General features: G+C 67.6%; 19 protein-coding genes. 15 read left to right on the top strand and 4 right to left on the bottom strand.

Features of this window, described 5'->3' with window-relative positions:
* Window positions 1-60: 60 nt before the first annotated feature.
* The 10 genes from ASG37_RS01995 (at window position 61) to ASG37_RS01955 (ending at window position 10,700) form a co-directional block, all read left to right on the top strand.
* On the top strand, window positions 61-1,755 hold the full coding sequence (locus ASG37_RS01995) for a long-chain-fatty-acid--CoA ligase (RefSeq protein ID WP_055755591.1): 1,695 nt from the start codon (window positions 61-63) through the stop codon (window positions 1,753-1,755).
* Window positions 1,756-2,390: 635 nt separating this feature from the next.
* Window positions 2,391-3,701 carry a tRNA (N6-isopentenyl adenosine(37)-C2)-methylthiotransferase MiaB gene (miaB, locus tag ASG37_RS01990; protein WP_082447936.1) on the top strand — a complete coding sequence of 437 codons (1,311 nt, stop codon included), beginning with the start codon at window positions 2,391-2,393 and terminating at the stop codon, window positions 3,699-3,701.
* Complete coding sequence (locus ASG37_RS01985; RefSeq protein WP_235525101.1) at window positions 3,698-4,267, top strand: hemerythrin domain-containing protein; 570 nt, start codon at window positions 3,698-3,700, stop codon at window positions 4,265-4,267. The genes miaB and ASG37_RS01985 overlap by 4 nt, the downstream gene beginning before the upstream one ends.
* Before the next feature lie 252 nt (window positions 4,268-4,519).
* Complete coding sequence (locus ASG37_RS01980; protein WP_055755590.1) at window positions 4,520-5,578, top strand: NAD(P)-dependent alcohol dehydrogenase; 1,059 nt, start codon at window positions 4,520-4,522, stop codon at window positions 5,576-5,578.
* 357 nt (window positions 5,579-5,935) lie between these two features.
* Complete coding sequence (locus ASG37_RS01975) at window positions 5,936-6,937, top strand: PhoH family protein (protein WP_055755589.1); 1,002 nt, start codon at window positions 5,936-5,938, stop codon at window positions 6,935-6,937.
* 51 nt (window positions 6,938-6,988) lie between these two features.
* Window positions 6,989-7,246, top strand: a complete 258-nt coding sequence (locus ASG37_RS17230) for a type II toxin-antitoxin system VapB family antitoxin (RefSeq protein ID WP_082447935.1) — start codon at window positions 6,989-6,991, stop codon at window positions 7,244-7,246.
* On the top strand, window positions 7,243-7,638 hold the full coding sequence (locus tag ASG37_RS01970) for a type II toxin-antitoxin system VapC family toxin (RefSeq protein WP_055755588.1): 396 nt from the start codon (window positions 7,243-7,245) through the stop codon (window positions 7,636-7,638). The genes ASG37_RS17230 and ASG37_RS01970 overlap by 4 nt, the downstream gene beginning before the upstream one ends.
* Window positions 7,635-8,147: an rRNA maturation RNase YbeY gene (gene ybeY, locus ASG37_RS01965; protein ID WP_055755587.1), complete on the top strand. Its 513-nt coding sequence runs from the start codon at window positions 7,635-7,637 to the stop codon at window positions 8,145-8,147. Before ASG37_RS01970 ends, ybeY begins: the two co-directional genes overlap by 4 nt.
* A gap of 10 nt (window positions 8,148-8,157) precedes the next feature.
* Window positions 8,158-9,066 carry a hemolysin family protein gene (locus ASG37_RS01960; RefSeq protein ID WP_055755586.1) on the top strand — a complete coding sequence of 303 codons (909 nt, stop codon included), beginning with the start codon at window positions 8,158-8,160 and terminating at the stop codon, window positions 9,064-9,066.
* Between the two features lie 293 nt (window positions 9,067-9,359).
* Window positions 9,360-10,700 carry a PQQ-dependent sugar dehydrogenase gene (locus tag ASG37_RS01955; RefSeq protein WP_055755585.1) on the top strand — a complete coding sequence of 447 codons (1,341 nt, stop codon included), beginning with the start codon at window positions 9,360-9,362 and terminating at the stop codon, window positions 10,698-10,700.
* Window positions 10,701-10,813: 113 nt separating this feature from the next.
* Here the strand turns inward: ASG37_RS01955 and ASG37_RS01950 are convergent, their stop codons facing one another.
* Complete coding sequence (locus tag ASG37_RS01950; protein WP_055755584.1) at window positions 10,814-11,116, bottom strand: polyhydroxyalkanoic acid system family protein; 303 nt, start codon at window positions 11,114-11,116, stop codon at window positions 10,814-10,816.
* Between the two features lie 29 nt (window positions 11,117-11,145).
* Entirely contained in the window at window positions 11,146-11,478 is a 333-nt protein-coding gene (locus ASG37_RS01945; protein WP_055755583.1) for an SMR family transporter, read from the bottom strand.
* A 199-nt stretch (window positions 11,479-11,677) separates the two neighbouring features.
* On the opposite strand from ASG37_RS01945, the gene lnt reads away from it, so the two are divergent.
* From lnt to ASG37_RS01925, 4 genes are all read left to right on the top strand, one after another.
* Window positions 11,678-13,207: an apolipoprotein N-acyltransferase gene (gene lnt / locus ASG37_RS01940; protein WP_055755582.1), complete on the top strand. Its 1,530-nt coding sequence runs from the start codon at window positions 11,678-11,680 to the stop codon at window positions 13,205-13,207.
* Window positions 13,208-13,282: 75 nt separating this feature from the next.
* Complete coding sequence (gene metK / locus ASG37_RS01935; RefSeq protein ID WP_055755581.1) at window positions 13,283-14,494, top strand: methionine adenosyltransferase; 1,212 nt, start codon at window positions 13,283-13,285, stop codon at window positions 14,492-14,494.
* Window positions 14,495-14,584: 90 nt separating this feature from the next.
* Window positions 14,585-15,415, top strand: a complete 831-nt coding sequence (locus ASG37_RS01930) for a hypothetical protein (protein WP_156349017.1) — start codon at window positions 14,585-14,587, stop codon at window positions 15,413-15,415.
* Window positions 15,416-15,800: 385 nt separating this feature from the next.
* A complete protein-coding gene (locus tag ASG37_RS01925) occupies window positions 15,801-16,883 on the top strand; it encodes a hypothetical protein (protein ID WP_055755579.1) in 1,083 nt (360 codons plus the stop codon).
* Window positions 16,884-17,332: 449 nt separating this feature from the next.
* Here the strand turns inward: ASG37_RS01925 and ASG37_RS01920 are convergent, their stop codons facing one another.
* Window positions 17,333-17,956: a phosphatase PAP2 family protein gene (locus tag ASG37_RS01920; protein ID WP_055755578.1), complete on the bottom strand. Its 624-nt coding sequence runs from the start codon at window positions 17,954-17,956 to the stop codon at window positions 17,333-17,335.
* 91 nt (window positions 17,957-18,047) lie between these two features.
* On the opposite strand from ASG37_RS01920, the gene trmB reads away from it, so the two are divergent.
* Window positions 18,048-18,728, top strand: coding sequence for a tRNA (guanosine(46)-N7)-methyltransferase TrmB (gene trmB, locus ASG37_RS01915; protein ID WP_055755577.1), 681 nt, complete (start codon window positions 18,048-18,050; stop codon window positions 18,726-18,728).
* Here trmB and ASG37_RS01910 read toward each other — a convergent pair.
* Window positions 18,709-20,172 carry a deoxyribodipyrimidine photo-lyase gene (locus ASG37_RS01910; RefSeq protein ID WP_235525100.1) on the bottom strand — a complete coding sequence of 488 codons (1,464 nt, stop codon included), beginning with the start codon at window positions 20,170-20,172 and terminating at the stop codon, window positions 18,709-18,711. The genes trmB and ASG37_RS01910 overlap by 20 nt on opposite strands.

Genomic DNA, 20,172 nt, shown 5'->3' with positions numbered 1-20,172 from the left:
CGGTTGCACAAACTGCAACCCGGCTTGCGGTAATCGCAACTACTGCTAACATTCATGTCAATGAGCAGCGCCGTCCCCCCGCCCGCCCGCTATGGTCATCCCGTGCCATGGGATACCCCGATCCCGCCGATGTCGATGGTCGACCTGTTCGAGCAATCGGCCGCCCGACGCGGGCCGGCACCGCTGATCGACTTCCTCGGCCGGCATTACAGCTATGCCGAAACGAAGAACGGCGCGGACCGGGTGGCGTGCGGCCTTGCGCGGATGGGCTATGCGCCGGGCGACCGCATCGGCCTGTTCCTGCCCAACGTGCCGCATTACATCGCCGCCTATTACGGCATATTGAAACTGGGCGCGACGGTGGTGAACTTCTCGCCGCTCTACACCGCGCAGGAACTGGCGGCGCAGGTCGCCGATTCGGGCACGAAGCTGCTGTTCACCCTGTCGGCCTCGGCGCTGTTGCCGACCGCGCTCAGGGTGCTCGACGACAGCGCGCTCGAACGGCTGGTGGTAGGGTCGGTCGCTGGCGCGCTGCCGCCGGCCAAGTCGTTGTTCTACCGCTGGTTCCGCTCGGGCGAGGTGACGGCGCGGCCGCACGATCCGCGCATCACCGCCTTTTCCGCGCTGATCGCCAACGACGGCGGCTGCGCGACGCCGGCGATCGACCCGGAGCGCGACCTCGCCCTGATCCAGTACACCGGCGGCACCACCGGCAGCCCGAAGGGCGCGATGCTCAGCCACGCCAATCTGGCGGCCAATGCGCGGCAGGTGGCATGGCTCGATCCCGATCGCGGGCAGGCGGTCGACCGTATCCTCGGCGTGCTGCCGTTCTTCCACGTCTTCGCCAATACTTGCGTCCTCAACCGCACCGTGCTGTCGGGCGGGGAGATCGTGATGCTGCCCCGCTTCGACGCCGGACAGGTGCTGGCGGCGATCGACCGGACCAAGGCGACCGCGCTGCCCGGCGTGCCGACGATGTACCGCGCGCTGCTCGACCATCCGCGCCTGAAGCAGACCGATTTTTCCTCGCTCGCCCACTGCATCTCGGGCGGGGCACCGCTGCCCCCCGAACTGAAGGCGCGGTTCGAGGCGGCGACCGGCGCGACATTGGTCGAGGGCTATGGCCTGTCGGAAAGCTCAGGCGTGGTGTCGTGCAACCCCTATGCCGGGATGCAGAAACCCGGCACCATCGGCCAGCCGATCGCCGGCACCCGCGTCCGTCTGGTCGACAAGGAGAATGCCAGCCGCCCCGCGCCCGATGGCGAACCGGGCGAGATCGTCGTGGCGGGGCCGCAGATCATGGGCGGCTACTGGAACCGCGCGCAAGCCGACGACACTACCTTTTGCCACGACGCCGACGGCACGCGCTGGCTGCGCACCGGCGATGTCGGCACGATCGACGAGGACGGCTTCATCCGCATCGTCGACCGGTTGAAGGACATGATCGCGGTCGGCGGGTTCAAGGTGTTCCCCAGCGAGATCGAGCGCGTGCTCTATCACCATCCGGCGGTGCGCGAGGCGCTGGTGATCGGCCTGCCCAGTGACTATCGCGGCGAAAGCCCGCACGCCTATGTCACGCTGACCGACGATGCCGGGGTCGACGGCGAAGCGCTGAAAGCATGGCTCAATCCGCAACTGGGCAAGCACGAGCGCGTCGACGAGGTCGTCGTCCGCCTCACCCTGCCCAAGACGATGATCGGCAAGCTGAGCCGCAAGGACCTGATCGCCGAGGTTATGGCCGAGCGGGGCGTCTAGGGCGGATCGACATTTCGTCGGCCGTGACGCCAGCAAAGACCATTTCCGTCACCCCGGACTTGTTCCGGGGTCCACGGCGCAGCGATCGATGCCGCTCGAGGCACTTGCGACAGCGTTCTCGGCCAGGTGGACCCCGGAACCAGTCCGGGGTGACGAAGGAGGGCGGTGTTTTCGACTACGAACTGCACCGGAATAGTTGAATGTCGATCCCGCATAGGCCTGATCCAGTCCCGTTTCACCGCACGTCATCCCAACGAAGGCTGGGATCTGCCGGTGACAGCGCGCGACAGGAACCGCTCGAGGCTCCGGCTGAATCGCAGAAGAAGATCAATCTTCACGCGAAGGCGCGAAGGTAGGAAGAAAGAAGTTTTGGTTCGCGCGGAGGCGCGGAGGCGCGGAGAAAGTGCGCTCGCCGCGCCAGCGGCACTCCACTCCCGGCCGCAGCATGAGACAAGGCTTCGCCGGACAGGCTGACACCTCCTGCTTTACATCCTCTCTGCGCCTCCGCGCCTCTGCGCGAACCAATCCCTTCTTCTACCCTCCGCGCCTCCGCGTGAACCAACCTTCTTCGCCCGTCCGCGCCGTCGCATGAACCAATCTTCTCGAAACCACCCAAATCCGGTACAGGCCGCCGGATGACCACCACCCCCAAGACCTTTCACGTCAAGTCGTTCGGCTGCCAGATGAACGTCTATGACGGCGAGCGCATGGCCGAGTTGATGAGCGCCGAGGGCATGACCGCGACCGACGATCCACACACCGCCGACCTCGTCGTGCTCAACACCTGCCACATCCGCGAACGGGCGACCGAAAAGGTCTATTCGGACATCGGCCGCATCCGCAAACACGGGTCCGATCCGATGATCGCGATCGCCGGCTGCGTGGCGCAGGCCGAAGGCGCGGAGATCGTGCGCCGCGCCAAGGTGGACGTGGTGGTCGGCCCGCAGGCGTATCACAACCTGCCGAAACTGGTCGCGCAGGCGGCGTCGGGCACCGCGCAGCTCGACACCGACATGCCGGTCGAATCCAAGTTCGCCCACCTGCCCGCGCGCCGCCGCGTGGGGCCGAGCGCGTTCCTGACCGTACAGGAGGGTTGCGACAAATTCTGCACCTATTGCGTGGTGCCCTATACCCGCGGTGCCGAGATCAGCCGGCCGTACGCGCGCGTGCTCGACGAGGCGAAGGCGCTGGTCGATGCCGGCGCGCGCGAGATCACGCTGCTCGGGCAGAACGTCAACGCCTGGGCCGATGCCGACGGGCGCGGGCTGGACGCGCTGATCCGCGACCTCGACCGCATCCCTGCGCTGGAGCGCATCCGCTACACCACCAGCCACCCCAACGACATGACGCAGGGCCTGATCGACGCGCACGGCGATGTCGAGAAACTGATGCCGTTCCTCCACCTGCCGGTGCAGGCGGGCAGCGACCGCGTGCTGAAGGCGATGAACCGCAGCCACACCAGCGACAGCTATCTGCGCATCCTCGACCGGGTGCGCGCGGTGCGCCCCGACATCGCGCTGTCGGGCGATTTCATCGTCGGCTTCCCCGGCGAAACCGATGCCGAGTTCGAGGAGACGCTCAAGCTGGTCGACGCGGTCGGCTATGCGCAGGCGTTCAGCTTCAAATACAGTCCGCGCCCCGGCACCCCCGCAGCCGACATGGGCGGCGACGTTCCGCTGGCGGTGATGGACGAACGGCTGCAACGGTTGCAGGCGGCGCTGCTGCGCGACCAGAAGGCGTTCAACGACGCCACGGTCGGCCGCACCTGCCAGGTGCTGGTCGAACGCCAGGGTCGACAGGCCGGGCAGATGCTCGGCAAGTCGCCGTGGCTGCAATCGGTCCACTTCATGACCGACGCGAAGGTCGGCGATATGGTCGAGGTCGAGGTCGTCGGTGCCGGCCCCGTTTCCCTCTCGGGCGTGGAGCGGATGCGGGCGGCGGCGTGAGCGACCTGACGCTGGGCATGCGCGGCGGCATCGGCGACGACCTCGCCTATCTGCGCGCGGCGCATCCGCAGCCGAGCTGGCGCGGCCACGCGAATTTCGGCCAGCTTGCCGACTTCTGGCTCCACGTCCATGCCAGCCTGCGAACCGAAGCGGCGGCGATCGATACCACGATCAAGGCGTTGCTTGGGGGCCGGCTCGATCCGGCGGGGTTCCAGCGGCGCTTCGTCCCCGAACTGAACCGCTTCCTGCAACACCTCGATGCGCATCACCGGATCGAGGATCACGCCTATTTCCCCAAGTTCCGCGCGCTCGATCCGCGCATGGCGGCGGGCTTCGACCTGCTCGACGCCGATCATCACGCGATCCACGCCGCGCTGGTCGCCAACGCCGACGCCGCGCGCACGCTCCTCGCCGCGCTCGGCGGATCGGGGGCGCCCGACCGCGCCGCGGCGGACTATGCCGCGCGGACCGATGCGTTGCTGGGGCTGCTGCACCGCCATCTGGCGGACGAAGAGGATCTCGTCATTCCCGCGATGCTCGAACACGGCGAACGGTCGCTGGCGTAATCCCATAATCGTTACCCCGGACTTGTTCCGGGGTCCACCGTGCGGCAGGCGCTTCCGCTCGATGAACGGGCGCTGCGGGTGCGGTGAGGTGGACCCCGGAACAAGTCCGGGGTGACGATACTGCTATTCGCCGCACAACCCACACCCTCCCGCCGAAAAATCCATATCGCGATATATTATATCAGCAACCAAAACCGTCGCGCCGCATTGCAGGCGGGGAATCCCCTACTCTTTCACGGAAAGCTCCCCGCCATGACGACCCCCGCCCAAGGCTATGCCGCGCAGAGCGCCGACGCGAAGCTCGCGCCCTTCTCGTTCGAACGCCGCGACCCGCAGGCCACCGACGTCGCGATCGACATCCGCTACTGCGGCGTCTGCCACAGCGACCTGCACACCGCGCGCGGCGAATGGCCGGGCACGCTCTATCCGTGCGTGCCGGGGCACGAGATCGTCGGCACCGTGACCGCCGTCGGCAGCGACGTGACGAAGTTCAAGGTCGGCGACACCGTCGGCGTCGGCTGCATGGTCGATAGCTGCGGCGAATGCCCGTCGTGTCATGAAGGCGAGGAGCAATATTGCACCGGCACCGGCTTCGTCGGCACCTACAACGGCCCCGATCCGGTGCTGGGCGGCCACACCTTCGGCGGCTATTCGGACCATATCGTCGTCGATCAGGATTTCGTGCTGAACGTCCGCCACGACGAGAAGGACCTCGCCGCCGTCGCGCCGCTGCTGTGCGCGGGCATCACCACCTATTCGCCGCTCAAGCACTGGGGCGTCGGGCCGGGTCAGAAGGTCGGCATCGTCGGTCTGGGCGGCCTCGGCCACATGGGCGTCAAGATCGCGGCGGCGATGGGCGCCGACGTCTATGTCTTCTCGACCTCGCCGAACAAGCGCGACGACGCGATCCGGCTGGGGGCCAAGGACCTGATCGTGTCGAAGGACGAAGGCGCGATGGGCGAACACGCCGGCAGCTTCGACTTTATCCTCAACACCGTCGCCGCCGCTCATGACCTCGACCAGTTTCTGGGTCTGCTCAAGCGCGACGGCACGATGACGCTGGTCGGCGTGCCGGAGACGCCGCACCCCTCGCCCTCGGTTGGCACGCTGGTTTTCGGCCGCCGCTCGCTCGCCGGATCGCTGATCGGCGGCATCGCCGAAACGCAGGAAATGCTCGACTTCTGCCACCAGCACGGCCTGACGGCGGACATCGAGACGATCGCGATGGACGAGATCGAGACGGGTTACGACCGGATGCAGAAGAGCGACGTGAAATACCGCTTCGTCATCGACATGGCGACGTTGAAGTAACGATCGGGTTCGACGGGGCGAAGAAAGAAGGTTGGTTCACGCGGAGGCGCGAAGGCGCGGAGAAGGTTTGCCAGCGGATAGCGATCGCGTAGCGATCCCCCGATCCTCCGCTGCAACGGGATGGAAGGTTTCGCTGACGCGAGACGTGGCAAATCCCGGAACCACTCCGCGCCTCCGCGCCTCCGCGCGAACCAAAGCTTCCTTCTTCCTCGTACCCGTCGCGCGAACAAACACCGAAAACACCCCTTCCCCCGGCCCGCGCCATCTGCCACCTTCACCGATGATGCCGCCCCGCCCCGCCGCCTCCGTCCCGACCGGCCCCGCGCGCCATCCCGTTCCCGTACCCGAAAGGATCGCATGAGCCGCAAGCCCGTCCCCGCCCAGGCCGGCCAACGTGCCCGCGCCGAAGTCACCTTCGACAAGCCGCAACTCCTCCCCCGCCTGTTCGGCGAGTTCGACGCGAACCTGCTCGCGCTGGAGGAACGACTGGGCGTCTACATCACCGCACGCGGCGACCGCGTGGGCATCGAGGGGTCGGCCGAAGCCGTCGCCCATGCCCGCGAGGTGCTGAACGAACTGCACCGCCGCATCCTGCGCGGCGAGGGCGTAGATCCCGGCCTGATCGACGCGGTGATCGCCATGTCGTCGCAACCAGCACTCGACGGCATCTTCCGCGCGGAAAATGGCGAGGGCGCGCCCTCGATCATGATCCGCACGCGCAAGAAGACGATCGTGCCGCGCACCATCGCGCAGGCCGGCTACATGCGCCAGTTGCTCGACCACGACATCATCTTCGCGTTGGGGCCGGCGGGCACCGGCAAGACCTATATCGCCGTCGCGCAGGCGGTGGCGCAGCTCATCACCGGCAGCGTGCAGCGCCTCATCCTGTCGCGCCCGGCGGTCGAGGCGGGCGAGAAGCTGGGCTTCCTGCCCGGCGACATGAAGGAGAAGGTCGATCCCTATCTCCGCCCGCTCTACGACGCGCTGAACGACTGCCTGCCCGCCGAACAGGTCGAACGCCGCATCCTGTCGGGCGAGATCGAGATCGCGCCGATCGCGTTCATGCGCGGCCGCACGCTGGCCGACGCCTTCGTCATCCTAGACGAAGCGCAGAACACCACGCCGGCGCAGATGAAGATGTTCCTCACCCGCTTCGGCCAGAACAGCCGCATGGTGGTGTGTGGCGATCCCAACCAGACCGATCTGCCCGGCGGCGTGCAGGCATCGGGCCTGGCGGACGCCACCCGCCGGCTGGAGGGGATCGAGGGCATCGCGTTTGCCCGCTTCGGCGCGGGCGACGTGGTGCGCCACCCGATCGTCGGCCGCATCGTCGAGGCATACGAGGGCAAGGACGCTTGATACAGGGGATATCCCGCACTAGCTTGCGGGATATCCCGTTCGGAGGTTGCGATGGCGTCGCTTTACATCAAGGACCCGGCTACTGCCGAACATGCTGCTCGCTTGGCCGAGCAGCTTGGTATCAGTAAAACAGACGTGGTTCGCCGTGGGCTGGCGGCGCTGGAAACCCAATTGTCTCCGGAAGAACGACGCCGCACCTTTCGCGATCGGATGGCTAAATGGCGTGCAGCGAATCCCTTGCCGCCACCCACGGGACTGAAAGCGGATAAAGCGTTTTACGACTGGCTGAGCGGCGAGGAGGACGTTTGACCCTCTTTGTAGATGCGTCGGCGCTGGTATCCATACTGACGGACGAACCGGATGCCGCATCGCTGATCGACCGGATGGCGGATGACGGACATCTGTTGTCCTCGGCAATCGCGGTATGGGAAACGACCATGGCGGTCGCGCGCAGTCGAAAATGCCAACCACCGGAGGCGTTGGCGCTCGTCGAGCTGTTCTGTCGCGACATGGATATTGCGCTGACCCCGATCGGCCCGTCCGAATCCTTGATCGCCGTCGAGGCGTTCACGCGCTACGGCAAGGGTCGCCACGACGCGAAACTCAACATGGGCGATTGCTTCGCCTATGCCTGCGCCCGTACCAATCATGCCCGCCTGCTCTACAAGGGCGACGATTTCGCAAGGACCGACCTTTCATGATCGACATCGCCGTTCAGGCCGAGGCGGACTGGCCGCAGGACACCGACTGGGAGGCGCTCGCCACCCGTGCCGCGACCGCGCTGATCGGCCGCACGCCGCAGGGCGGCTGGCTGACCGACGCGGCGCTGATCGAGGTCGCGGTCCGCCTGACCAGCGATGACGAGGTGCAGACGCTCAACCGGCAATATCGCCAGAAGGACAAGCCGACCAACGTCCTGTCCTTCCCGATGATCCAGAGCGACCTGCTCGACACGGTGACGCAGAACAGCGACGATGGCGAGGTGCTGCTGGGCGACATCGTCCTCGCCCACGGCGTGTGCGCCGCCGAAGCGGCCGAACGCGGCATTTCGGTCGCCGATCATGCCACGCACCTCATTGTCCATGGCTGCCTGCATTTGCTAGGTCACGATCACCAGAATGATGCCGAGGCGGAAGCCATGGAGGCGATCGAGCGTTCGACGCTCGCCGAACTCGGCCTGCACGATCCCTATCCCGTTACAGAGGACTGACACGACCATCATGGCCGACGTTTCGACCAGCACCACGCCCGGCGACAGTAGCAGCGGCGAAGGGGGCATATGGCGCGGCCTGCGCTCGCTGATCTTCGGGACCGAGGCCAGCGAGACGCTGCGCGAACGGATCGAGGAAGTCATCGCCGCGCACGAGGAGGAACATGACGCGCAGGTGAAGGGCGACCTGTCGCCGATCGAGCGCAAGATGCTGCGCAACATCCTGCATTTCGGCGAGCGCGACGCCGGCGACATGGGCGTGCCGCGCGCCGACATCGTCGCGCTGGAGGAGAACACCCCCTTCGCCGATGTGGTCAAGATCTTCGCCGAGGCGGGGCACAGCCGCCTGCCGGTGTACCGCGAAAAGCTCGATACCGTCGTCGGCATGGTCCATGTGAAGGACGTCTTCGCGATTCTCGCCAAGGGCGAGGAACATCCCCCGACCGCGATCAGCCTGTTGCGCCAGCCGCTGTACGTGCCGCAGTCGATGGGCACGCTCGACCTGCTCGCGCAGATGCAGGCCAGCCGCACCCATCTGGCGATCGTGCTCGACGAATATTCGGGCACCGACGGCCTCATCACCATCGAGGATCTGGTCGAGGAAATCGTCGGCGCGATCGAGGACGAACATGACGAGGCCCCGACAGACCTGTTCGTGCCCTTGGACGGCGGCGCATGGGAGGCAGATGCCCGCGCCGAGCTGGAGGACGCCGCCGAACTGATCGACCCGCGTCTCGGCGAAGTCGACGAGGATGTCGAGACGCTGGGCGGTCTCGCCTTCGTGCTGGCGGGCGAGGTGCCCAAGGAAGGCACCTGCCTCGACCACCCCTCGGGCTGGAAGATCGAGATCGTCGCCGCCGACACCCGCCGCGTGCTGCGCCTGCGGCTCCATCCGCCGGTGTCGACCGAGGACGAATAGGGCGACCTCCTCCCCTCCCTGACAAGGGAGGGGCCGGGGGTGGGTCGGTTCGGGGCGAGTGCTGCCGTTCCGTCGTGGACCTACCTGCTCCACCTCGCAACAAGCGTCGCCCCGGCGGAGGCCGGGGCCTCAAGCGGCGCTTGTCGCGCATTAGCCCCGGGAGATCCCAGCCTTCGCTGGGATGACGCTCGCTTCAAGGCAGGTGAATCAACCTGAGCCTCCCCCCACGAAAATTCACCCCCACCCCCCGGACACCGCTTCCCCCCGCCCCCGCGCCCGCCTATTCAGGCGTCATGCGCAAACACGTCATCCGCCTGACCATCATCGTCGTCGTGCTGCTCGCGCTGCTGGCGTTCTATCTGACCCGGCCCGACCGGGCGCGCTTCAGCGAACAGGCGGTGACCGGCCGGACCCCGCAACTCTCGCAGGCGCGGCCGCAGCGTATCCCGACGGTCCGCGTCGCCGAACCGATCGGCTGGGCCGATGGCCAGACGCCGACCGCAGCCGCCGGCTTGCAGGTACAGCCATTCGCCAAGGGACTCGACCATCCACGCTGGCTCTATGCCCTCGCCAACGGCGACGTGCTGGTGGCGGAGAGCAACAGCCCGCCGCGCGAGGGCGGCGGCATCACCGGCTGGTTCATGAAGCGGTTCATGGACCGCGCCGGGGCGGGCACCCCCTCGGCCAATCGCATCACCCTGTTGCGCGACGTGAACGGCGACGGCGTGGCGGAGAGCCGCAGCGCGCTGCTGACCGGGCTGAACTCGCCGTTCGGCATGGCGGTGGTCGGCGACTGGCTCTATGTCGCCAACACCGACGCGCTGGTGCGCTATCCCTTCCGCGTCGGCCAGACGACAATCACCGCCGCGGCGGAGAAGATCGTCGCGCTGCCCGGCGGCGGCAACCACTGGGCGCGCAACGTCGTCGCCGCGCCCGATGGCACGTCGCTCTACGTCAGCGTCGGATCGGCGTCGAACATCGCCGAAAACGGGCTGGACGTCGAAAAGAACCGCGCCGCGATCTGGCAGGTCGATCCCGCGAAGAAGAGCTTCCGCATCTATGCCACGGGCCTGCGCAACGCGAACGGCATGGCGTTCGAACCGCGCAGCAAGGAATTGTGGGCGGTGGTCAACGAACGCGACATGATCGGGTCGGACATGCCGCCCGATTATCTGACGAAGGTGGAATTCGGCGGCAACTATGGCTGGCCGTGGCATTATTGGGGCGGCTACATCGACGATCGCGTCCAGCCGCAGCGGCCCGATCTGCGCGAATATGTCGTCCGCCCCGATTATGCGCTGGGCGCGCATGTCGCGCCCTTGGGCCTAGCCTTCACCGATGCGATGCGGCTGGGCGACCGCTTCGGCAATGGCGCGGTGGTCGGCCTGCACGGATCGTGGAACCGGGTGCCGCCGTCGGGCTACAAGGTCGTCTATGTGCCGTTCGGCACCAACGGCTTTCCGCTGCCGAACAGCCGCCCGGTCGATCTGCTCACCGGCTTCCTGACCGCCGACGGCAAGCAGGTCCACGGCCGTCCGGTGGGCGTGATCGCCGACCGCACCGGCGCGATGCTGGTGGCCGACGACGTCGGCAACGTGATCTGGCGCGTCAGCCAGCCTCTGGCGGCGCGCTGAGGCCCTCCCTCCGTCATTCCGGCGAAGGCCGGAATCCATGGATGGGTGACGGCAGCGATAGAGTCGCCAGCACCCGACACAATGGATTCCGGCCTTCGCCGGAATGACGAACGTTACTTGAGAAGTGCCGGCCCATCGCGCCCCAGTTTCTCCCGAATCTTCGCGGCGAACAGTGCCAGCATCGGCGGCAGGTCGAGCACCGCATGAACATGCGTGTCGTGCAGCTCGCAGCGCGCCTGCACGCTCTGCCCCATCGCGCTGACGGTGAAGTGGAGCGTATCCCCCTCCCACCTTTTGTCGTGCATCGTGCCGCCGGGGATCATGCCCGCCAGCTTGTCGATGCCGCCATCGATTCGCGTCCGCACCCCTGCGCGGCCCAGCTTGTGGGGAATGTCGACTTCGACCGGCTGTGTCATGAACGCTCCTGTACGGTGATATTCCCCAGTTAGTGCGCCACGCTGCGCGAAAACAGGTTCATCACGATCACCCCGGCGATGATGAGCGCCATGCCGGTGAGCGCCGCCCCGTCCAGCCGCTGCCCCTGCCACCCCCACGCGATCCCCGCGACCAGCACGATGCCGACGCCCGACCAGATCGCATAGGCGATCCCGGTCGGCATCGTGCGCAGCGCCAGCGACAGGCAATAAAAGGCGACAACATAGCCGACGACGGTCACGATCGAGGGCACGAGGCGGGTGAATCCCTGCGTCGAGCGCATCATCGAGGTAGCGATCACTTCGGCGACGATCGCGACGGCGAGCCAGGCATAGGCGGTCATGGCTTCGCGATACCGCTACCCGGCGAAAGGCAGAAGCCTTCTTCGTCACCCCGGACCTGTTCCGGGGTCCACCGTGCGGCAAACGCCCCGGTCCGAAGGCGGACCGCTCCGCCAGCGGAGCCGTGGCCCCCGGAACAAGTCCGGGGTGACTAAGGGACAACGGCAACTCCCCCTTGCACCCGGCAGCCCCACGGCGGATATGCCGCGCGTGTCCGCGCTCCTCGCTCTCCTCGCCGGCCTGACCTCGGCCCTTGGCTTCGCGCCGCTCGAATGGTGGCCGGTGACGCTGGCCGCGTTCGCGCTGTGGCTGTGGCTGGTCCACAACGCGCCGAGCCTCAGGACCGCGCTGTGGCACTCGTGGCTGTTCGGCGTCGGCCATTTCACCATCGGCAACAACTGGATCCAGCACGCCTTCGACTTTCAGGACCGGATGCCGCCCGCGCTCGGCTATGTCGCGGTCGTCGGCCTCGCGCTCTACCTCGCGATCTATCCGATGCTGGCGGGCGGCCTCGCATGGCGGCTGGGGCGGCGGGGCGAGCGCCCCAATCTCGGCTTCGTCCTGATCGCCGGCGCGGGCTGGATCGCCACCGAATACCTCCGCGCGGTGGTAATGACGGGCTATCCATGGAACCCGGTCGGCGCGATCTGGGTCCCGACCCCGGTGCGCCATCTTGCCGCCTTCACCGGCACCTACGCGCTGTCGGGGCTGACCGTCGCCGCCAGCGCCGCGATCCTGCTGCCCCGGTCGCGCGTACGCTACGCCGTGCTGGTCGGGCTTGCCGTGCTGATGGCCGGGTTCGCATGGATGGAACGCCCCGCCACCCCGGCGGTATCGTCCGACGCACCGCGCGTGCGCGTGGTCCAGCCCAATGCGGGCAAGGAGGAGCAGAATCAGCCGGGGTATGACGATCGGGTATTCGATACGCTGGTCGCACTGTCGGGACGGCCGGGACCGGTTCCCCGACTGGTGATCTGGCCGGAAGGTGCGGTCAACCCGCCGTTGGAGGATGGCTATCCCCCCGAATGGTATCCGCAGTCCCCGTTCCTGCTGCGCACGCGCATTGCCGAGACGCTGGGGTCGCGCGACGTGGCGTTGGTCGGCGGAACCGCCCTGTTCTTCGATCGCCAGCGCCGGATCGAAGGGGCCGGCAATTCGGTGTTCGCCATTACCGCCGATGCCCGCATCATCGGCCGGTACGACAAGGCGCATCTGGTGCCGGGCGGGGAATATCTGCCGCTGCGTTCGATCCTACAGCCGCTCGGCCTGTCGCGGCTGGTGATGGGGGATGTCGATTTCCGCCCCGGCCCCGGCCCAGCGACGATCGCGGTTCCCGGTTTCGGCGATGCGGGGATGCAGATCTGCTACGAGATCATCTTTTCCGGGCAGGTCGTCGACCCGACGCACCGGCCACGCTTCATCGTCAATCCGTCCGTCGATTCATGGTACGGCAGTTGGGGGCCACCGCAACATCTGGCACAGGCGCGGCTGCGCGCCGTCGAGGAAGGATTGCCGGTGTTGCGCTCCACGACCACCGGGATTTCGGCGGTGATCGACGCATCGGGCGCGCTGGTTGCAACCATCCCCATGCGCCGCGCCGACGCGATCGAGGTCCCGATCCCCGCCCCGCACCCCCCGACCCCGTTCGCGCGGCTGGGCAACTGGCTGGCGCTGGCGATGATAGTTTTGCTTAGCGGCCTCGCGATTGCCATCCGCCGCGCCGCGCGCTAGGGCCATGGACATAAGGAAAGCTTTATATGCGGCATGGCAACGGCCGCGCGCTTTCGCTCTAACCAGAGGAAGTCCATGCGTTCCAATTATCTCTTCACCTCGGAATCGGTATCCGAAGGCCATCCCGACAAGGTCGCCGACCAGATTTCCGATTCGATCGTCGATCTGTTCCTGTCGAAAGACCCCGAAGCGCGCATCGCCTGCGAAACGCTGACCACCACCCAGCTCGTCGTGCTGGCCGGGGAAATTCGCTGCAAGGGCGTGTTCGAGAACGGCCAGTGGGCCGACGGCGCGCAGGCCGAGATCGAGGCCGCCGTTCGTGAAACCGTGAAGAAGATCGGCTACGAACAGTCGGGCTTCCACTGGGAAACCTTCCGCTTCGAAAACAACCTGCATGCGCAGTCGGCGCATATCGCGCAGGGCGTCGACGCATCGGGCAACAAGGACGAAGGCGCCGGCGATCAGGGCATCATGTTCGGCTTCGCCTGCGACGAGACGCCCGACCTGATGCCGGCCACGCTCGACTACAGCCACAAGATCCTCGCGAAGATGGCGGCCGACCGTCACGCGCGCACCGCGCCGTTCCTCGAACCCGACGCCAAGAGCCAGGTCACGCTGCGCTTCGAAAACGGCAAGCCGGTCGCCGCGACCGCGATCGTCGTGTCGACCCAGCATGCGCCGGGCTATGACGAGGGCGACAAGGAAGCCGAACTCCACGCCTATGTGAAGTCGGTCATCGCCGACGTGTTGCCCGCCGACCTGCTGTCGGACGCGACCGAATATCACATCAACCCGACCGGCAGCTTCGAGATCGGCGGCCCCGATGGCGACGCCGGCCTCACCGGTCGCAAGATCATCGTCGACACCTACGGCGGTGCCGCCCCGCACGGCGGCGGCGCGTTCAGCGGCAAGGACCCGACCAAGGTCGATCGCTCGGCGGCGTACATCACCCGCTATCTGGCGAAGAACATCGTCGCCGCCGGCCTCGCCAAGCGCTGCACGATTCAGCTCGCCTATGCGATCGGCGTGTCGAAGCCGCTGTCGCTCTATGTCGACACCCACGGCACCGGCACCGCCGACGACGCCGCGATCGAAACCGCGATCGCCAAGATCGAGAAGCTGGGCGGCCTGACCCCGCGCGGCATCCGCATGGCACTCGGCCTCAACAAGCCGATCTATCGCGCCACCGCCGCTTATGGCCATTTCGGCCGCAAGCCCGAAGGCGACCTGTTCCCGTGGGAAAAGACCGACCTGGTCGACGAACTGAAGGCGGCGCTCGCGGCGTAAACCGTCTCGACAGCGTGCGTTTTTTGCGGGAGGTTCGCCGGCGACGGCGGACCTCCTTTGCATTGGGGGCCGCGTCGAAGGGGGGACCTGATGCGACGCTTCCTGCTTCTGCTCGCGGCCTGTGCCGCGCTGCCCGCCGCTGCCCAGACGACACCTACAACCGTACCCGCTCCCGTACCGACTGCTGCCGAGCAGGCCGAACTCGACCGCATCGTCGCGCGCGGACGATTGATGGCGGCCTATGACCGCGCGGCATGGCTCGGCACCGACGATGTGATGCCCCACCTTGGCCAGCGGCGCGATCAGGCCGGCGGCTGGATCGTCGATGGTCCGGCAAGCGAACCGACCGTCGTCTTCCACGACCGCTCGAACCCACCGCGCGCGCTCTATTCGGCGCGGCTGGTCGGCGGCAAACTGGTCGATGCCACGATGCTGTCGGGCGACGCCGCCATCCTGTCGCCCGAACGACTCCGCCTGATCGCGGCGCGCAACGCCGCCGCCAAGGCGATCGGCGCGGCCGGCATCGGCCCGTGCGGGTCGTCGTTCAACACGGTCGTCGTCCCGCCGCTGACCGCGACCGGCCCGACCTCGGTCTATTTCCTGTCGCCGCAGATGAAGGCGGGCGAGATGCCCATCGGTGGCCATTACCGCGTCGAGGTCGCCGTCGATGGCACGCCCGGCACCCCCTACGCCTTTTCCAAAGGCTGCATGACGCTGCCACCCCCGCCGCCCGGCGTCCGTGAGGCACTGGCCATCGCCTCGACGCTCACCGCGCCGCTGCCCAACGAAACCCACAGCTTCGCGGTCGAAGCATACCGACGGCCGCTGGTCGTCGTGATCCCCGGCCCGGCGCGCGCGTTCCTGCTCCGCCCGGGGCAACCGGTCCGCCCGTTCGACATGCCCGCCACGCCACGTCGCTAGTGGTTGGTCCATCCGCCTTGAACCAGATCTCGCAGAACCGATCGGCCCTCGGCGATGACCGCGTATTTTCGTCATTCCCGCGCAGGCGGGAATCCATGACCTCTGACGTTTCGGCCGGAATCATGACGCTGGCGCATATCGGCTCCCGCCTTCGCGGGAGTACGAACGCGCTATCCTCTTCGTCACCCCGGACCTGTTCCGGGGTCCACTCGGCCGCACACGCTGCCACTCAAGACTCGAACCACACCGATTGCCGCACCGTAGACCCCGGAACACGTCCGGGGTGAAGGTACGGAAATAAATGTCGATCAAACATGGTACACCGAATCACGCAAAACGTGCCGACAGCGCCCGGCCAGACGGCGCACCAAAGGGGGGAATGCCAATGCGGATGAAGAAGGGCCTGCTCACGGCCGCACTGGGCGCGATGATCGCCGCGACAATGCCGGCGACCGCGCAGCAGATGGGCAAGACCGTCATCCGCACCTCGGCGACCAAGCCCTATCGCTTCCGCCACAGCCGCCTCGCCGTTCCCACCGTCCTCGACGGCATTCCCCGCACCAGCGTCGAGGCACTCGGCGCGGATGAACTCGACGTCTATGCCCGCTACGAACGGGGCAACGACATGATTACCGTCTATGTCTATCGGCAGGTCAGCGGCGCGGTGCCGGTGTGGTTCGACCGGGCCCGCCATTCGATCGAAACGCGCACCGACCTGTTCGGCACCGTCACTCCGGCGATGGCCCCCGCCGCCTTCACGCCGCCGGGACAGACCACGCCCAGCGGCCTGATCGGCGCATGGAGCATCACCAAGCCGCCCTATCGCGGCACGGCGCTGGCGCTGCTGCCGCTCGGCGAATGGCTGGTGAAGGTGCGCTACAGCTCGTCCACCCTCGACGGCGCGGGTGTCGCCGCGCGGATGCCCGCCGTGCTGGCGGCGCTCGACTGGCCGAAGAATGTCGCGACCGGCCCGGCCGCGCAGCCGATCGCCGATTGCGCCACGCCGCTCACCTTCCCCACCACCGCGCAGCCGGTCCGCGACGAACAGGCGCTGACGTCGGCGGCGATCACCGGCGGGCTGTTCGCCTCGCTGCTGGCCAAGGCGACGCCCGAACCCGCCGCCACGTCGGTGCTGTGGTGCCGCGATCCGGCCCCGGCGCGCGTCGGCGGCGTCTACCGCGCCAATGCCGCGACCGACGCCTATCTGCTGGCGTTCACCGATTCGGGACGCGGAGCCAGCGTCGCACCCGACGCGATGGGCGTGCTGCTCGACGACAAGGCCCCGCCACGCTGGTCGGTATCGCTCGACGATCTGGGGGCGACGACCAGCTACCCGCCGATGACCGCGCTCCCTCGCCCCGATCAGGTGATCGCCGCGCTCGAAGGCCCTGCCCTGTCGCGCACCTCGACCTGGGGCAAGAAGCGGCAGGTCGACGTCAATTCTGCCATGGTGGGGTCGGGCAAGTAGCGGCGCTGTCCTACAGTGCGGCGGCCGGGTAGCGTACCGGCCGCTCCTTGACCACGCGAAGATGACTCCACGATCACCGATCGCCACTGTTGCGATACGTTCGCAACAAACGCGCCATTAGTGTAAACTTTGTAAACTTTGGGCGAAATTGGACCACCGGAACTAGGACCGATCGACATTCAGCCGGACGGTGCCTCAGGCGCCTCCCCTCCCTGACAAGAGTTTCGGGTCGGTCATGCCCCCGGCATGACCTGAACAGTGCGGGGCACTGTTCACCCAAAACTGGGCTGGGGGTGGGTTGGCCCGAGAGGAAACATAAGCGCTCCACAACCGGCCTACCCACCCCCAACCCCTCCCTTCCAGGGAGGGGAGCAGATTGGGAAGCCATTTCGTTGAATGTCGATCCGCCCTTGGGGGCGGGTCGATGCCCGCCGCGTCGCCGGACGGTGCTACCCGCCCCGCTGGCCGCGCGCGCCCTGTTCGGCTTCAAGCAGCGTCACCACGGCGCGCGCCACCAGTTCCTCCGCCGCCCAGCCAATCACCGCGCCGACCACGACATCGATCGGAAAATGCTTGCCGCGCGGAATCTGGATCGCGGCGATCGCCCCCGCCCCGGCATAGGCGGGACCGGCAGCCTGCGGATATTCGCGCGCCACCGCCCGCGCGACCGCGACCGCGCCGGCGGTATGGCCCGAGGGAAAGGAATTATGCGGCCCCTCGTCGCGCTCGCCCGGCGTCGGTCGATGCGCCTCCCGGCTGGCGAACAGATACGGCCGTGCCCGGTCGATATTGTGCTTCATCACGGCCTTCACCGCCGTCGCCAGCCCATGCGCCGCCAGCATCCGCGCGCCGGTCCGCGTCAGCCGGCCATTGCCTGACAACAGGCCGGTGGCGATGACGCCCAAGTTGATCGCGACGGTCGGCGGCTGGTCGGCGACCTCGCTCAGCCAGCCGGCGACCTTCACCACCGGATGGTCGGACAGTTCGCGCGCCACCGCCTGTCCCGCCTCGGTATCGGCATCGACCAGCGCTTTCGCCTGGTCCTTCGCCTGCTGCTTCCTGCCCACGACCATGTTCCTCTCGGGCAATCGAACCCCTCACAACGGCCATGGGTCCGTGGCAAAGTGTTGCCGTTTGGCCGGACCCCGCCTACGTGCCCGCCCCATGAACGATCCCACCACCATCCGCCGCCTCTATGGCCGTCGTCAGGGGCACAAGCTGCGCACCGGCCAGGCCGCGCTGGTCGAGGAGCTGCTGCCCCGCGTTTCCGTCCCCGATACCGGGCCGCTGGACGCCGCCACTCTGTTCGGCGACGACCGCCCGCTCGAAATCGAGATTGGCTTCGGCGCGGGCGAGCATCTCGCCGGACAGGCGGCGATGCGCCCGGCCCACGGCTTCGTCGGCTGCGAACCATTCCTGAACGGCGTGGTCGGCGCGCTGAACCACATCCGCGACGACGGTCTGGCCAACGTCCGGCTGCACATGGGCGACGCGCTGGAGGTGATCGAACGCTTCGCCGACGCCTCGCTCGACCGGGTCTATCTGCTCCACCCCGATCCATGGCCCAAGGCGCGCCATGCCAAACGGCGGATGATGAACCATGGGCCGATGGACCTGATCGCGCGCAAGCTGCGCGCTGGCGGCGAGTTCCGCCTCGGCACCGACGATCCGACCTATTGCCGCTGGGCGATGATGGTGATGGACCAGCGCCCGGACTTCGCATGGCAGGCAAAGACCGCCGCCGATTTCCTCACCCGCCCCGCCGACTGGCCGGAAACCCGCTACGAACGCAAGGCCCGCCGGCAGGGGCACGAGGTCTGGTATTTCAGGTATATCCGCACCTGACATACCGCTCGGCCGGCAGTTCCGTTGGCACGGACACCTGCGGCACCGGTCGCGCGGCGGCGGCGGCGATCCATGCGTCGCCGCCATCGCGCCGGCGGGTCGATCCGTCGCCGCGCGTCGCCACCCGGCCATAAATCGGCCCCTCGCTGTCGCCCGGTGCGCCGCCGAACATCGCGGCGATATTGCCATAGGTCGACGGATCGCGCCCATCGAGGCTCAGCCGATCGTTGAGGTAGCACGCCGTCGCCCATGCGGTTGCGGGGTCGGGGGTCATCGCGATGATCCGCTTGGCCCAGTACATCCGCAGATTGTTGTGCATCCAGCCGAAGCGCAGGAACTGCCGCTGGCAGGCGTTCCACGTCTCGTCGCGCGTCTCTCCGCGTAGCATCGCCGCAAGGGTTTCGATCTCCGGCCGAGGATCGCCTTCATGCTCGGCCAGCGTCGCCCGCGCCCAGCCGGCGACCCGGTCGTAGCACTCGGGCGCCGCAAGGCCACGCGCCTGATAGTGGAACCACTCGCGCCATCCGAGCAGTTCGTCGGCGAACTTGGTCTTGTGCTTCGCCCCCGCCGCCGCCGCATGGACCGCGCGCATCACCTCGCGCGGACCCAGCACGCCGAAGCGGAGATAGGGCGACAGGCCGCTGGCCCCCTCGCGCCGGGTCGCGTCGTTGCGGGTCACGGCATAGCCCGGCAGTACCTTGCCGATCAGCCGCTGCAGCCGGTCCCCGGCCGCCGCCCGACCTGCGGGAAACGCAGCGCTGGCGGGCAGGCTGTGGTCGATGTCCAGCCCGGCGATCAGCATGTCGAGATCGTCGTCCAGCGCATCGGGCACGAACGGCAACGCTCCGGCATAGGCCGCCACCTCGGCCGGCTCGTCCACCGCCTCCAGCCATGCCGCCCGTTCGGGTTCGTGACGCCGCAGAAAGCCCGAACGGCCGCCGATGCCGTCGCCCAGCACCGCCGGCGGCACCAGACAGGCGGCGTTGACCGCATAGGCCGGGATCGCGACCCGCCCTGCCACCCGCTCGCCCTGCCAGCGCGCGACGAAGGTCGGCTGATCCTCCATCACCAGCGCGGCGGCATCGGCGGCAAGCCGATAGACGAGCCCCTTCTCGCGGTGCCCCGTGCGATCGACATGGCAGACGCAGGCGATGCCCCGCGCCGCGCATCCGGCGGCAAGATCGCGGCTCGCCCCCAGAATGAAATGGTGCAGCCGGTCCGACGCATAGGGATAGTCCTCGCGCACCCCGTGATAGACCAGTACCGGCAGCCCCAGCGCATTGCCCAGCCGGACGGCGGCATCGATCACCGGATTGTCGGTGGCGCGCAACGCCTGTTGCAGCCAGCACAGGACATAGCGCGCGTCGCCGGCGATCGGTCGGTCGTTGGCCACACGGACACGCGGTGCCTCACGCCAGTCGGCAAGCCCGGGCAGTAACGGCAC

This window comes from Sphingomonas sp. Leaf407 (assembly GCF_001425385.1).
Classification (GTDB): Bacteria; Pseudomonadota; Alphaproteobacteria; order Sphingomonadales; family Sphingomonadaceae; genus Sphingomonas.
This window is presented reverse-complemented; position numbering and strand designations above follow the sequence as displayed.